We start from the raw sequence: 13,917 nt of genomic DNA on the forward strand, positions 1-13,917 counted from the left end.
TAAGCTTTTTATGATTGGTATGACATCATGAAAAGCTGTGTAATAGCATGGACGGCGTAAGAGACATCCATCCATGCTACTGTCTGGCATCAGTTTGTCTGAGTCACCGAGCAACGAACCTTCTCGGCTTTATTCACCTCGGCAGCATCCTCAAGCACGCTCAGATCGCGGTCTTTCACTTCCGGCATCAGCAACGCGGAAATCAGACCAATCAGTGAGTAGGCGATGACCATCACCAGAATTGGCCACCAGGAATTTGTCATGTTGCAGAAGATACCTGCCAGAACCGGACCAAAACCAACGGCAACCAACCCGCCCGCTTCTTTTGAGATCGCCATGCGTGTGAATCGGTTACGGGCACCGAACATTTCCGCCATGGTAATATTTTCGAGAGCAAATAATCCCAATACGGCAAAGTTATGAATAACAATAAGTGCCGTCATAATAACGCCCGGGCTATACGTTTTATCCACGATAATTGACAGCATCGGATAAGCCAGGATAATTGCTGAAATATTCAGAATAATATAAGGCAACCGACGACCAAACTTATCAGATAACCAACCGAGCAGCGGTATGGTAATAAATCCAAGTACCGAACTAATCATTAGGGCATCGGTGGGTATTGATTTATCAAATAACAATGTCTGTACTAAATAACCGGCAAGAAAGGTTTGGATTAACCCGGAGTTGCCCGCCTGACCAAAGCGTAAACCGGTTGCCAGCCAGAAGGATTTACTGGTAAACATCGCTCCCAGCGTATTTTCCGAAGCATTGTTTAATGCCGACGCATTTTCTTCATCATTAACTTTCTCAAATACCGGGCTTTCTTTGAGATTCATACGTAACCAGATGGCAAAAATCATCACCACGACACTTGCCAGGAACGGAATTCGCCAGCCCCAGGCTAACAGCTCTTCGCGGTCAAGAGCGAAGAACATCACCGCCCAAATGGCCGTTGCGCTAAGGGTTCCACAGTTGGTCCCCATAGCAACAAGCGAAGAAATGATCCCGCGTTTACCTTTTGGCGCATATTCAGCAAGCATGGTACCCGCGCCCGAGATCTCAGCCCCTGCGCCAAGCCCTTGCACGATGCGCAGCGTCACCAGCAATACGGGGGCAAAGATGCCAATTTGCGCATACGTAGGCAGTACGCCTATTAAAGTTGTACAGATCCCCATCATGGTGATAGTAATAAACAGCACCTTTTTACGGCCAATGCTGTCTCCCATTTTGCCAAATATAAATGCTCCGACGATACGAGCAATATATCCTGCACCGTAGGTACCCATCGCTAAAATGAGCGCCATCGCGGCAGACTGTTCCGGGAAAAATATCTCATGGAATACCAGCGCGGCACCCAAGGAATATAACTGAAAATCCATAAATTCGAGCGCAGTTCCCAACCATCCGGATACGGCAGCTCTAACCAGATCCATCGTCGATCTTTCGTGCTTTTCTTGGTTCATATTGGCTATCTCTAAGAGGTAAGATGCGTACCACTTACTCGCAGTTATTTATATTATTCAGAGAATGTGAGTAAAACTTTGCAGCAGCGCTGCTGATCTTTCTCAAACAATTCAATTGCGTCTGTAACGTGGTGATAGTCAAAAGTATGGGTAATAAGTTGATTAGGATCGATAAGTCCGTTAACCAACCAATCAATAACAACCGGGAATTTGTTCGCATTTAATCTTGAAGAATAAATTGAAAGTTCTTTCCCGGTAATGCCTTGTTGAACAATCTGACAAGGTTCACTGGAGAAACCCATCAGAACAATCCGCGCGGCTGGCGATGCCAGCGTGATAGCCTCCTGTAAAATGGATGGATGACAAGCCGCATCCACGATGATGGTCGGTTTTAGCCCTTTTTCCGTCAGAAAATCCTGCAGCGATTGCCGACTATTATTGATGGCCCAGTCTGCACCGCACTGCTTTGCCATATTCAGGCGTTCATCGATTCTGTCGGCAATCACCACTGTTTTTACTTTATAGACACGTTTAAGCGCCTGTACGGTGGTCAGCCCCATAGGGCCCGCGCCATAAATTAGTGCGATATCGTTCTCTGTTGGGTTAATTTGCCCTGTCACGTTTGCAGCGATGGTAAAAGGCTCCACCATAACGGCATGTTCATCAGGCACTGCATCCGGGATAGTCCAGGCATTTTTCGCCGGTACCACGGCGTATTCGCTGAAACCGCCATCGCGATGCACACCCAGTACCACTAATGACGTGCAGACGTTAGGTTTACCAATTGAACAGGGATAACAATGTCCACAGCTGATGACCGGATCAACAGACACGCGCTCACCCATTCGTGAACAGTCCACGCCGTCGCCTACCGCATCAATTACGCCAAAAAACTCGTGGCCAATCACCCGCGGGTATTGTGCAAATGGATTGTGTCCGCGATAAATATGGCTGTCAGAACCACAAATTCCCGCCAGTTTCACCTTTACCCTGACCTCGCCGGCTGAGGGTTCAGGTATCGGTCGCTCGGCAATATTCAGCACATTCGGTTTTTCAATCACAATACTTTTCATAGCAACTCACTCCTTACCAGTTCCACAATGTGCCATCTTCCAGGCGAGCAACGGGCAGATACGCAGGATCATACGGATATTTCGCCGCCAGTTTTTCGTCAAACTCGATCCCAAGACCGGGTTTGTCTCCTGGGTGCATATAGCCGTTATCAAAGGTCCAGTTATGTGGGAACACTTCCAGCATCTGCTCGGAATATCCCATATATTCCTGTACGCCAAAGTTCGGCACCCACAGATCAAAGTGCAGCGCGGCGGCCATGCATACTGGTGACAAATCGGAAGGCCCATGTGAACCGGTACGTACCTGATACAGCGAGGCGAAATCGGCAATCCGGCGCATACCGGTGATACCACCCGCATGGGTGATGGTGGTACGGATATAGTCGATCAGTTGTTCTTCAATCAGCTGTTTACAGTCCCAGATACTGTTGAACACTTCCCCTACCGCAATCGGAGTGACCGTATGCTGGCGGATCAGGCGGAAGCACTCCTGGTTTTCAGCCGGGGTTGGGTCTTCCATCCAGAACAGACGGTATTGTTCAATGCTTTTGCCGAAACGGGCCGCTTCAATAGGCGTCAGACGGTGGTGCATATCGTGCAGAAGATGTTCGTTGAAACCAAACTTATCGCGTACGGCAGCAAACAGTTTTGGCGTGAAATCCAGGTATTTCTCCGTTGACCACAACTGCTCTTCCGGCCATTGCCCTTTGGTGGCCGGTTCATAGGCCTGTCCTTTTCCTTTAGACATGCCGTAAGTGGTTTTCATGCCAGGTACGCCACACTGTACGCGAATGGCTTTAAAGCCCATCTCTTTATGACGCGCATAGTCTTCGAGTACGTCATCAACGGTATGGCCTGTGGTGTGACAGTAGACCATAACCCCTTCACGAGAAGCACCGCCGAGCAACTGGTACAATGGCATATTTGCCGCTTTCGCTTTGATGTCCCATAGCGCCATATCCACTGCGGAAATCGCCGACATGGTGACCGGACCACGACGCCAGTACGCGCCTTTGTAGAAGAACTGCCAGATGTCCTCGATTCGGTGTGCATCCCGGCCAATTAGCTGCGGGCAAACATGATCTTTCAGATAGGACGCCACGGACAACTCGCGTCCGTTTAATGTGGCATCTCCCAGTCCGGTGATGCCATCTTCTGTCGTAATTTTCAACGTTACAAAATTACGCCCCGGACAGGTGACAAACACTTCAGCCCCAACAATCTTCATTTTTTATCCCTTACATCTGTTCTTGTGATGCAGGAAATTTACCCAACTGAGCTACTACCATACAAGTATAATGATCAAAAAAGCGCTGATTGATCACAAAAAAGGCGCTATGCGCGCCCCCATCCAGCCACAATGATCAGCATGCCGCACAGCGCCACCACCGCGCCTGACCAGTCATACAGGCTCAATTTTACGCCATCGACAATGCGTAGCCATAGCAGCGCGGTCACCACGTACACCCCGCCATAGGCTGCATAAACACGTCCGCTTGCTGCCGGATGCAGCGTCAGCAACCAGACGAATAACGCCAGTGACACCCCGGCGGGTATCAGTAGCCAGGCCGTAGCCCCTCGCTTAAGCCAGAGCCAGGGTAAAAAGCAGCCAATGATTTCGCATAATGCGGTGACGAAAAAAAGCAAAGTAGTCTTAAGCATTGATGTTATTCAGTTACCTTAGGTTTAAGCATGATACGACAGAATATTGCCAGCGTATCCATATCCGCTGAGTGGGTATGCCCGGAAGCCGGAATAGTGTAGAATTTAACCCTGTTTTATCGTTTTTTCCCTTTCCCATAAAAGGAATTCGCCATGAAAATTACACTGACCAAACGCCTGTGCCTGACGGCTATGCTGACGCTGGCTGCGGCTGTGTACACCTCTTCCGCATTCGCTGAAACCAGTAAACTGATCATTGAATCCGGAGACAGTGCGCAAAGTCGTCAACAGGCAGCAATGGAAAAGGAACAATGGAACGATACGCGTCAGCTACGCCAGAAAGTTAATAAACGTGTAGAGAAAGAGTGGGACAAAACCGACGCGGCGTTCGATAGCCGTGATAAGTGCGAACAGAGCGCTAATATTAATGCGTACTGGGAACCCAACACCCTGCGCTGCCTTGACCGCCGTACTGGCCGCACCGTTGCCCCATAATCATTGCACGTTGAAGGATATTGAAAGGATACGATATGACTAGCGCCCTCAGTGTTAAGTTGCGCCCGCTGGAGCGTGAAGATTTACGATTCGTCCATCAGCTTGATAATAACGCCAGCGTAATGCGTTACTGGTTTGAAGAACCTTACGAAGCGTTTGTTGAGCTGTCAGACCTGTACGACAAGCATATTCACGACCAAAGCGAACGTCGCTTCGTGGTGGAGTGTGACGGTGAAAAAGCCGGTCTGGTGGAGCTGGTTGAAATTAACCATGTGCACCGTCGGGCCGAATTCCAGATCATTATTTCGCCTGACTATCAGGGCAAAGGTCTGGCAACGCGCGCGGCAAAGCTGGCAATGGATTACGGCTTTACCGTACTCAACTTATATAAGCTGTATCTGATCGTTGATAAAGAGAACGAAAAAGCCATCCATATCTATCGTAAACTCGGCTTTATGGTCGAAGGTGAGCTGATTCATGAATTCTTTATCAACGGCCAATACCGCAACACTATCCGCATGTGCATCTTCCAGCAGCAGTATCTGGCAGAACATAAAACGTCAGGTCCTAACCTGTTGCAACCTACCGCTCAGTAAAGGCGATTAGTAGTAATCGATAGTGTTTTCAATTGAGTAATGATGTTCAACTGCCGGCTTAACGCTCTCGTCAACGATAACGAGCCGGCAGTTGACAGGATTAGCATAGTCATCGTACTTGCACGTTTGTTTGACATTACCTAACGGATGATCGTTGAGCAGGCTCACTGCGGTGTAATCCAGTTTCTTCAACGGGTCGACCGATGGTTTGGCATCAACCTGCAAGGTATTGTCCTTATTGACGGTTGTTTTGCCCAACGGGTAGCCTTCCGCATCATAGCGATATTTCACTTTCATCTCTTTTCCCGTGGCAGAAACAACGAAACCGTTATCGTCGGTATCCCACACCACACCCGCCGCAGGCAGCTCTGCTAACTGGCATTTACCCTGTAAGCGGATCCGTTTTTCCAGCGTTTCGGCATCCCGATAATAGTTAGCATCCAGGACCAGCGCCATACCGGTATTGTTTTCGATATCATGCAACTCAAGCGTATCGAAGCACCCTTCCTGTGAGAGCGTACCGACAACGCGTTTGGTGACTTCACCTTTGTCATTAAGCAGCGTCTGGCTGAAATCTTTTACCGGCCCGCGCAGAGGATCGAAATCAAATTCATTGGAAAAACTGGCCATTTCCGGCGTAAAGGAATCCAGGCCTTTGGCGTTATCACACCCGACCAGTACGACACACAGGAATCCTAACAGGGTCTGTTTCTTCACATTTTTCACCGGGATAAGAAGATAATTCTCAATCATATTAGCAAATACAGTTATTTACACCAGAAATGCTAATCTTAGTCTATATCGATAATAAAGGAGCTGATGATGAAATACATAACAGGAATTGCCGCGCTCTTACTGGTAGTCGCGTCCCCGCAGGTTCTGGCGGCACCGGCGTCATGTGAACGCGTGAAAAGCGATATCGAACAGCGCATCATTAATAACGGCGTGGCAGAATCCAGCTTTACGCTGAACATTGTCCCCAACGATCAGGCCGATCAGCCTGATTCACTGGTCGTGGGCCATTGTGCAAACGACACACATAAAATTCTCTATACCCGTACCAACAGTGGCAACGCCCCTGCCAATAGAACCCCAGCACAGGATGGACACGTCGCCGAACCGCAATAAATTACACCCTCCGTGCGCGGAGGGTCACTCCAGTTTGATATGCATTAATATGACATACTCATAACCAGGTAAACTCAAACCATTATTAGCATGCTATTAATTTCGTTATAGAAATTAATATATAGCGATAACTATAATGGAGTGAGTTATGTCTGAAACTGAGCAATATGGAGGCATCAGCCGCAGGACGTTAGTGAAATCCTCGGCAATCGGTTCGCTGGCGCTTGCTGCAGGTGGGCTGTCGTTACCTTTCGGAATGCGCACTGCAGCCGCTGCGGTACAACAGGCGCTACAACCTGCTGAAGAAAAAGTGGTTTGGGGTGCTTGTTCGGTGAACTGCGGCAGCCGTTGTGCCCTGCAACTCCACGTCAAAGATGACGAAGTCGTATGGGTGGAGTCCGATACGACCGGAGACGACATTTACGGTCAACACCAGGTTCGCGCCTGTTTGCGTGGGCGCTCAATTCGTCGACGGATCAATCATCCGGATCGCCTGAATTACCCAATGAAGCGCGTGGGCAAACGCGGTGAAGGGAAATTCGAGCGCATAACCTGGCAGGAAGCGCTGGATACCATCAGTGCCAGTTTGAAAAATACCGTGCACAAATACGGTAACGAGGCCGTGTATATCAACTACACCTCTGGCATTGTAGGCGGCAACATTACTCGCTCCTCACCTTATGCCTCGCTGGTGGCTCGCCTGATGAACTGCTATGGCGGTTTCCTGAGCCATTACGGCACCTACAGTACCGCGCAAATCGCGGCGGCAATGCCTTACACCTACGGTTCTAACGAAGGCAACAGCACTTCCGATATCGAAAACACGAAGCTGGTAGTGATGTTCGGCAATAACCCTGCCGAAACGCGTATGAGCGGCGGCGGAATAACTTATTTCCTTGAACAGGCCCGGGAGCGCTCTAATGCCCGGATGATCGTCATTGACCCGCGATATACTGATACCGCAGCGGGTCGTGAAGATGAGTGGCTCCCTATTCGTCCGGGAACTGATGCCGCATTAGTGGCGGGAATCGCCTGGGTCCTGATTAACGAAGATCTCGTCGACCAGGCATTCCTTGACACGTACTGCGTTGGTTATGACGAAAAAACCCTGCCCGTCGACGCGCCGGCTAACGGACACTACAAAGCCTATATTCTGGGCAACGGTGATGACGGTATTGCCAAAACTCCGCAATGGGCTTCACATATCACCGGGATCCCAGCCGAACGCATTATTAAACTGGCACGGGAAATCGGCAGTACAAAACCGGCATATATTTGTCAGGGTTGGGGGCCGCAACGTCAGGCTAACGGTGAACTGACCTCACGCGCAATCGCCATGTTGCCAATCCTCACCGGCAACGTCGGCATCAACGGCGGCAATAGTGGTGCACGAGAATCAACCTACACCATCACGATTGAACGTATGCCGCTACCAGAGAACCCCATCAAAACCCAGATATCCTGTTTTAGCTGGACGGACGCAATCGCCCGGGGTCAGGAAATGACCGCTACCCGCGATGGCGTACGCGGAAAAGATAAGCTCGACGTGCCGATTAAATTTATCTGGAACTACGCGGGCAATACCATCACCAATCAGCACTCAGATATCAATAAAACGCATGAGATCCTTCAGGACGACACGAAATGCGAAATGATAGTTGTCATTGAAAACTTCATGACCTCTTCAGCCAAATATGCCGATATTCTACTGCCTGATTTAATGACCGTTGAACAGGAAGACATCATTCCAAACGACTACGCGGGCAATATGGGGTATCTCATTTTTATTCAACCTGCGACGTCGCCTAAGTTCGAGCGCAAACCGATTTACTGGATAATGAGTGAAGTTGCAAAGCGTCTTGGCAATGATGTGTATCAACGGTTTACGGAAGGTCGTACCCAGGAGCAATGGCTTCAGTATCTGTACGCGAAAATGCTGGCTAAGGACCCCGCTCTCCCTTCTTATGACGAGCTGAAAAAAATGGGGATCTATAAACGCAAAGATCCAAACGGGCACTTTGTCGCCTATAAAAAATTCCGCGACGATCCGCAGGCCAATCCGCTTAAAACACCGTCGGGTAAGATTGAAATTTACTCCAGCCGACTGGCGAAGATTGCCAACACCTGGGAGTTGCAAAAAGATGAAGTGATTAGCCCGCTTCCCGTTTACGCCTCAACGTTTGAAGGATGGGATGACCCAAAACGCAGTTCTTTCCCACTGCAAATGTTTGGCTTCCACTACAAATCCCGTACGCACTCCAGCTACGGCAATATCGATGTTCTCCAGGCGTCCTGCCGTCAGGAAGTGTGGATAAACCCGGTCGATGCCCAAAAACGGGGGATTGCAAATGGCGATATGGTGCGGGTCTTTAACGATCGCGGTGAACTGCGCATCCCTGCGAAAGTGACGCCGCGGATCCTGCCCGGCGTAAGCGCAATGGGCCAGGGCGCATGGCACGATGCCAATATGGCCGGCGATAAGATTGACCATGGCGCCTGCGTCAACACCTTGACCACTCAGCGCCCGTCTCCTCTGGCAAAAGGCAATCCACAGCATACTAATCTGGTCGAGATCGAGAAAGTTTAAGGACTACCCTATGACAACTCAGCATGGATTTTTTATTGATTCCAGCCGTTGCAAAGAGGACGAAACGTTCTCGATGAGGAAGTTTTCAGGGCTGGCGCTGGGCTTAGTATTGTCAGTATTTGAAAGTCCATTTCGAGACACATTAATAAGATCGCCCCACACTTTGATACGCATTAATAAAACATACCTATAAATGGGTAAACTCGTCCTACAATTAGCATGCTATTTATTCATTATATAATTAGATATATAGCGATGATTTCAATGGAGTGAGTTATGTCTGAAACCGAACAATCCGGAGGCATCAGCCGTAGGACGTTAGTGAAGTCCTCAGCTATCGGTTCACTGGCGCTTGCCGCGGGTAGCCTGTCCTTACCCTTTGGTATGAGATCCGCTGCCGCGGCAGTACAACAAGCGATGCAACCGGTTGAAGAGAAGGCTGTCTGGAGTTCCTGTACCGTTAACTGCGGCAGCCGTTGCCTTTTACGTCTGCACGTTAAAGATGATGCCGTTTACTGGGTAGAGTCTGACACAACGGGCGATGATACCTATGGTAATCACCAGGTACGCGCCTGCTTGCGCGGCCGATCGATCCGTCGCCGGATGAATCACCCTGACCGCCTGAAATATCCAATGAAACGCGTAGGCAAGCGTGGAGAAGGAAAATTTGAGCGGATCACCTGGGATGAAGCGCTGGACACTATTAGCGGTAATTTGCAGCGGATCCTGAAGGATTACGGCAACGAAGCGGTCCATGTGCTGTACGGTACAGGTGTAGATGGTGGGAATATTACAAACTCCAACGTCCCCTATCGCTTGATGAATTCATGCGGCGGCTATTTGAGTCGCTATGGTAGCTATAGTACCGCGCAAATCAGCGCCGCCATGAGTTATATGTTTGGTGCTAACGACGGCAACAGCCCGGACGACATCGCCAATACAAAACTGGTTGTCATGTTTGGCAACAACCCTGCCGAAACCCGTATGAGCGGCGGTGGTGTAACCTGGTATGTTGAGCAAGCCCGCGAACGTTCTAACGCACGAATGATCGTTATCGATCCTCGTTATAACGATACTGCCGCTGGTCGTGAAGATGAATGGCTTCCTATTCGACCAGGAACTGACGCTGCACTGGCTGCGGCAATTGCCTGGGTGTTGATCACCGAAGATCTCATCGATAAACCTTTTCTTGATAAATACTGCGTCGGCTACGATGAAACCACTCTTCCCGCCAGTGCACCGCGTAATGCGCACTATAAGGCATACATTCTGGGGGATGGGCCAGACGGAGTTGCCAAAACGCCAGAATGGGCTTCTCACATTACCAGCATTCCGTCTGAGAAAATTATCCACTTAGCGCGTGAAATCGGCGCAGCGAAACCCGCTTATATCTGCCAGGGCTGGGGACCGCAGCGTCACTCCAATGGTGAACAAACCGCTCGCGCGATTACGATGCTCTCCGTTTTAACCGGCAATGTGGGGATAAACGGTGGTAACTCAGGGATGCGTGAAGGGACGTGGGATCTGGGCGTGGAATGGTTCTCCATGTTAGAAAATCCGGTTAAAACGCAGATATCTGTCTTTACCTGGACGGATGCTATCGATCATGGCGCAGAGATGACCGCGACCAGAGATGGTGTTCGCGGCAAAGATAAGCTGGACGTGCCTATCAAATTTATCTGGTGTTATGCCAGTAATACGCTCGTCAACCAGCATGGCAATATCTCGCATACCCATGAAGTCTTACAGGATGACAGCAAGTGCGAGATGATCGTCGGTATTGAGCATTTTATGACTGCCTCCGCAAAATACTGCGACATCCTGCTGCCTGACCTGATGCCAACCGAACAGGAAGATCTCATCTCCCACGAGTCTGCCGGGAACATGGGGTATGTCATCCTTGGTCAACCTGCGACTTCGCCAAAATTTGAACGTAAACCCATTTACTGGATGCTCAGTGAAGTCGCCAAACGTTTGGGCCCGGATGTGTACCAAAAATTCACCGAGGGTCGTACACAACATGAATGGGTGAAATACCTTCATGCCAAAACCAAAGAGCGTAACCCGGAAATGCCGGATTACGAGGAAATGAAAACGACAGGCATATTCAAGAAAAAATGTCCCGAAGAACACTATGTTGCCTTTCGTTCTTTCCGGGAAGATCCCGCCGCTAACCCATTGAAAACGCCATCAGGGAAAATTGAGATTTACTCTGAACGGCTTGCCGTCATCGCAGAAACATGGGAACTCAAAGACGACGAAATTGTTCATCCTCTTCCTGCTTATGCCCCAGGCTTTGACGGTTGGGACGATCCTAAGCGCCAAACGTATCCACTGCAGCTCACGGGGTTCCACTATAAGGCGAGAACCCACTCCAGCTACGGCAATATCGATGTTTTACAGCAGGCTTGCCCGCAGGAGGTCTGGATAAACCCCATTGATGCCAATGCACGTGGTATTCGTAACGGCGACACGGTAAGGGTGTTTAACAATAATGGCCAGATGTTGATCAGCGCGAAAGTTACACCGCGCATTTTGCCCGGCGTCACAGCTATCGGACAAGGTGCCTGGCTCAATGCCGATATGTTCGGCGATCGGATCGATCATGGTGGTTCCATTAACATTCTCACGTCGCATCGACCTTCTCCATTAGCGAAGGGGAATCCATCCCACAGTAATCTCGTTCAGGTTGAAAAGGTATAAGGACTAACCCATGACAACTCAGTATGGATTTTTTATTGATTCCAGCCGTTGCACCGGGTGTAAAACCTGCGAGCTGGCCTGCAAAGACTACAAAGACCTCACCCCCGACGTCAGTTTCCGGCGGATTTACGAGTACGCAGGTGGTGACTGGCAGGAAGATAACGGCGTCTGGCACCAGAATGTTTTCGCCTATTACCTCTCCATTGCCTGTAACCACTGCGAAGATCCAGCCTGCACCAAGGTTTGCCCCAGCGGAGCCATGCATAAACGTGAAGATGGTTTTGTGGTGGTTGATGAAGACGTTTGCATCGGCTGTCGCTACTGCCACATGGCCTGCCCGTATGGCGCGCCGCAGTACAATGCCGCCAAAGGACATATGACCAAGTGTGACGGTTGTCATGACCGCGTCGCCGACGGCAAAAAGCCCATCTGCGTCGAGTCCTGCCCGCTGCGCGCGCTGGACTTTGGTCCCATTGATGCACTGCGCAAAAAACACGGTGAGCTGGCGGCAGTCGCTCCGCTGCCGGGCGCGCATTTCACCAAACCGAGCATTGTGATCAAACCCAACGCCAATAGCCGCCCGACCGGGGATACCACGGGTTATCTGGCAAATCCGAAGGAGGTGTAACATGGGCAATGGATGGCATGAATGGCCGCTGGTCCTGTTTACGGTGCTCGGCCAGTGCGTGGCTGGCGCGCTGATAGTGAGTGGCTATGGCTGGCTGACCGCTAAAGACGGAATGGCAAAACAACGTATCGTGCGCAGCATGTTTTTTCTGTGGCTGGTGATGGGCATCGCCTTTCTCGCCTCGGTAATGCATTTAGGTTCACCGCTGCGCGCCTTTAACTCGCTGAACAGGGTCGGCGCATCTGCGCTGAGTAATGAAATCGCCAGCGGTTCTCTGTTTTTCGCCGTCGGCGGCCTGTGGTGGCTGGTGGCGTTTCTCGGTAAAATGCCCGCAGCGTTAGGTAAAATCTGGCTGCTGGCTGGCATGCTGCTGGGCCTGGTTTTTGTGTTGGCGATGACCAGCGTCTACCAGATAGATACCGTTCCGACCTGGTATAATGGCTACACCACGCTGGCATTTTTTATGACACTGTTGCTAAGCGGACCACTGTTTGCCGCCCTGCTGCTGCGCGCCGCGGGTGTTTCTTTTAACGCCGCCAGATTCGCCAGTATCAGCGTTGTGGCCCTGCTGGTGGCGGTGGCCGTTATTGTCCTGCAGGGTGTATCGCTCAGTGATATTCACAGCTCGGTACAAAACGCCAGCGCGTTGGTTCCCGACTATGGCAGTTTACAGGTCTGGCGTGTCCTGTTGCTGGCTGCGGGTCTGGGTTGCTGGATATGTCCGTTAATCCGTCGCAAAGAGCCGTCAGTCGGCGGACTGGCGCTGGGCCTGGTTTTAGTACTTGGCGGTGAAATCATCGGCCGGGGTTTGTTTTACGGTTTACATATGACAGTCGGCATGGCTGTTGCAGGTTAACTTTTGGGTGCGGGGTAACCCGCACTGTTCAGGATTTTTTGCATGACCCATTTTTCGCAAGGTGACAACTTTTCTACCGCAGCGCGCGTACTTGGCGCGCTGTTTTACTATGCGCCAGACAGCGTGGAAGCCTCTGCAGTAGTCAGTGCGTTAAGGGCCGATGGCTGGCAGGCGCAATGGCCGCTTGATCAAGCAACACTCTCCCCGCTGGCAGCACAACTGCAAGCCGAGACCGATGAGCCTCTGCCGCAGGCCTGGCAACGCTTGTTTGTCGGTCCGTATGCGCTACCTTCTCCGCCCTGGGGATCCGTCTGGCTGGATCGTGAAAATGTGTTGTTTGGCGACTCCACGCTGGCTCTGCGTCAGTGGATGCGGGACAACGGCATCCAGTTTGCCATGCAGCAAAATGAGCCAGAAGATCACTTTGGTTCGCTGCTATTGTTGACAGCCTGGCTTGCTGAGAACGAACGCCACACCGAGTGCGAACAGCTGCTGGCCTGGCATCTTTTCCCGTGGTCATCGCGCTTCCTTGAGGTATTTATCGAAAAAGCTGACCACCCGTTTTACCAGGCGCTGGGTGAGCTGGCGCGCCTGACGCTGGCCCAGTGGCAGTCGCAGTTACTGATCCCGATAGCTGATAAGCCCCTGTTTCGTTAATTTCACGACAGGCAGGATGCATCCTGCCTGTCGTGCATCCTGTTGCGCACGCTGAGCTTTTGC

The 13,917-nt window shown here is 50.7% G+C and carries 13 protein-coding genes; 8 read left to right on the top strand and 5 right to left on the bottom strand.

The genetic code is table 11. The features are described from left to right. Positions 1 to 89: 89 nt before the first annotated feature. From LA337_11890 to LA337_11905, 4 genes are all read right to left on the bottom strand, one after another. Entirely contained in the window at positions 90 to 1,469 is a 1,380-nt protein-coding gene (locus LA337_11890; GenBank protein ID UBI18335.1) for an MHS family MFS transporter, read from the bottom strand. Between the two features lie 53 nt (positions 1,470 to 1,522). Further along, positions 1,523 to 2,542: a Zn-dependent oxidoreductase gene (locus LA337_11895; GenBank protein UBI18336.1), complete on the bottom strand. Its 1,020-nt coding sequence runs from the start codon at positions 2,540 to 2,542 to the stop codon at positions 1,523 to 1,525. Positions 2,543 to 2,555: 13 nt separating this feature from the next. After that, positions 2,556 to 3,770, bottom strand: coding sequence for a starvation-sensing protein RspA (rspA, locus tag LA337_11900; protein ID UBI18337.1), 1,215 nt, complete (start codon positions 3,768 to 3,770; stop codon positions 2,556 to 2,558). Between the two features lie 107 nt (positions 3,771 to 3,877). Continuing rightward, a complete protein-coding gene (locus LA337_11905) occupies positions 3,878 to 4,204 on the bottom strand; it encodes a YnfA family protein (GenBank protein ID UBI18338.1) in 327 nt (108 codons plus the stop codon). Positions 4,205 to 4,357: 153 nt separating this feature from the next. Between LA337_11905 and LA337_11910 the strand changes: the two genes are divergently transcribed. Together LA337_11910 and speG are read left to right on the top strand one after the other, a co-directional pair. Continuing rightward, positions 4,358 to 4,699 carry a DUF1283 family protein gene (locus LA337_11910; protein ID UBI18339.1) on the top strand — a complete coding sequence of 114 codons (342 nt, stop codon included), beginning with the start codon at positions 4,358 to 4,360 and terminating at the stop codon, positions 4,697 to 4,699. A gap of 35 nt (positions 4,700 to 4,734) precedes the next feature. Then, a complete protein-coding gene (gene speG / locus LA337_11915; protein UBI18340.1) occupies positions 4,735 to 5,295 on the top strand; it encodes a spermidine N1-acetyltransferase in 561 nt (186 codons plus the stop codon). A gap of 6 nt (positions 5,296 to 5,301) precedes the next feature. Here speG and LA337_11920 read toward each other — a convergent pair whose 3' ends face one another. Beyond that, on the bottom strand, positions 5,302 to 6,012 hold the full coding sequence (locus LA337_11920; GenBank protein ID UBI18341.1) for a YnfC family lipoprotein: 711 nt from the start codon (positions 6,010 to 6,012) through the stop codon (positions 5,302 to 5,304). Between the two features lie 102 nt (positions 6,013 to 6,114). Between LA337_11920 and LA337_11925 the strand changes: the two genes are divergently transcribed. The 6 genes from LA337_11925 to dmsD all read left to right on the top strand — a co-directional run bounded on the left by LA337_11925 (position 6,115) and on the right by dmsD (position 13,854). Then, positions 6,115 to 6,423 carry a DUF1161 domain-containing protein gene (locus LA337_11925; protein UBI18342.1) on the top strand — a complete coding sequence of 103 codons (309 nt, stop codon included), beginning with the start codon at positions 6,115 to 6,117 and terminating at the stop codon, positions 6,421 to 6,423. Between the two features lie 148 nt (positions 6,424 to 6,571). Next, on the top strand, positions 6,572 to 9,010 hold the full coding sequence (locus tag LA337_11930) for a dimethyl sulfoxide reductase subunit A (protein ID UBI18343.1): 2,439 nt from the start codon (positions 6,572 to 6,574) through the stop codon (positions 9,008 to 9,010). A 276-nt stretch (positions 9,011 to 9,286) separates the two neighbouring features. Continuing rightward, positions 9,287 to 11,713: a molybdopterin-dependent oxidoreductase gene (locus LA337_11935; protein UBI18344.1), complete on the top strand. Its 2,427-nt coding sequence runs from the start codon at positions 9,287 to 9,289 to the stop codon at positions 11,711 to 11,713. 10 nt (positions 11,714 to 11,723) lie between these two features. Then, positions 11,724 to 12,341 (top strand): dimethylsulfoxide reductase subunit B, encoded by a 618-nt coding sequence (dmsB, locus tag LA337_11940; protein ID UBI18345.1) that lies wholly within the window; start codon positions 11,724 to 11,726, stop codon positions 12,339 to 12,341. A 1-nt stretch (position 12,342) separates the two neighbouring features. Further along, entirely contained in the window at positions 12,343 to 13,197 is an 855-nt protein-coding gene (locus tag LA337_11945) for a dimethyl sulfoxide reductase anchor subunit (protein UBI18346.1), read from the top strand. A 42-nt stretch (positions 13,198 to 13,239) separates the two neighbouring features. Next, positions 13,240 to 13,854 carry a Tat proofreading chaperone DmsD gene (dmsD, locus tag LA337_11950; GenBank protein ID UBI18347.1) on the top strand — a complete coding sequence of 205 codons (615 nt, stop codon included), beginning with the start codon at positions 13,240 to 13,242 and terminating at the stop codon, positions 13,852 to 13,854. Positions 13,855 to 13,917: the final 63 nt, after the last annotated feature.

It is taken from the genome of Citrobacter europaeus, from assembly GCA_020099315.1.
In the GTDB taxonomy this organism is placed as follows: Bacteria; Pseudomonadota; Gammaproteobacteria; order Enterobacterales; family Enterobacteriaceae; genus Citrobacter; species Citrobacter europaeus.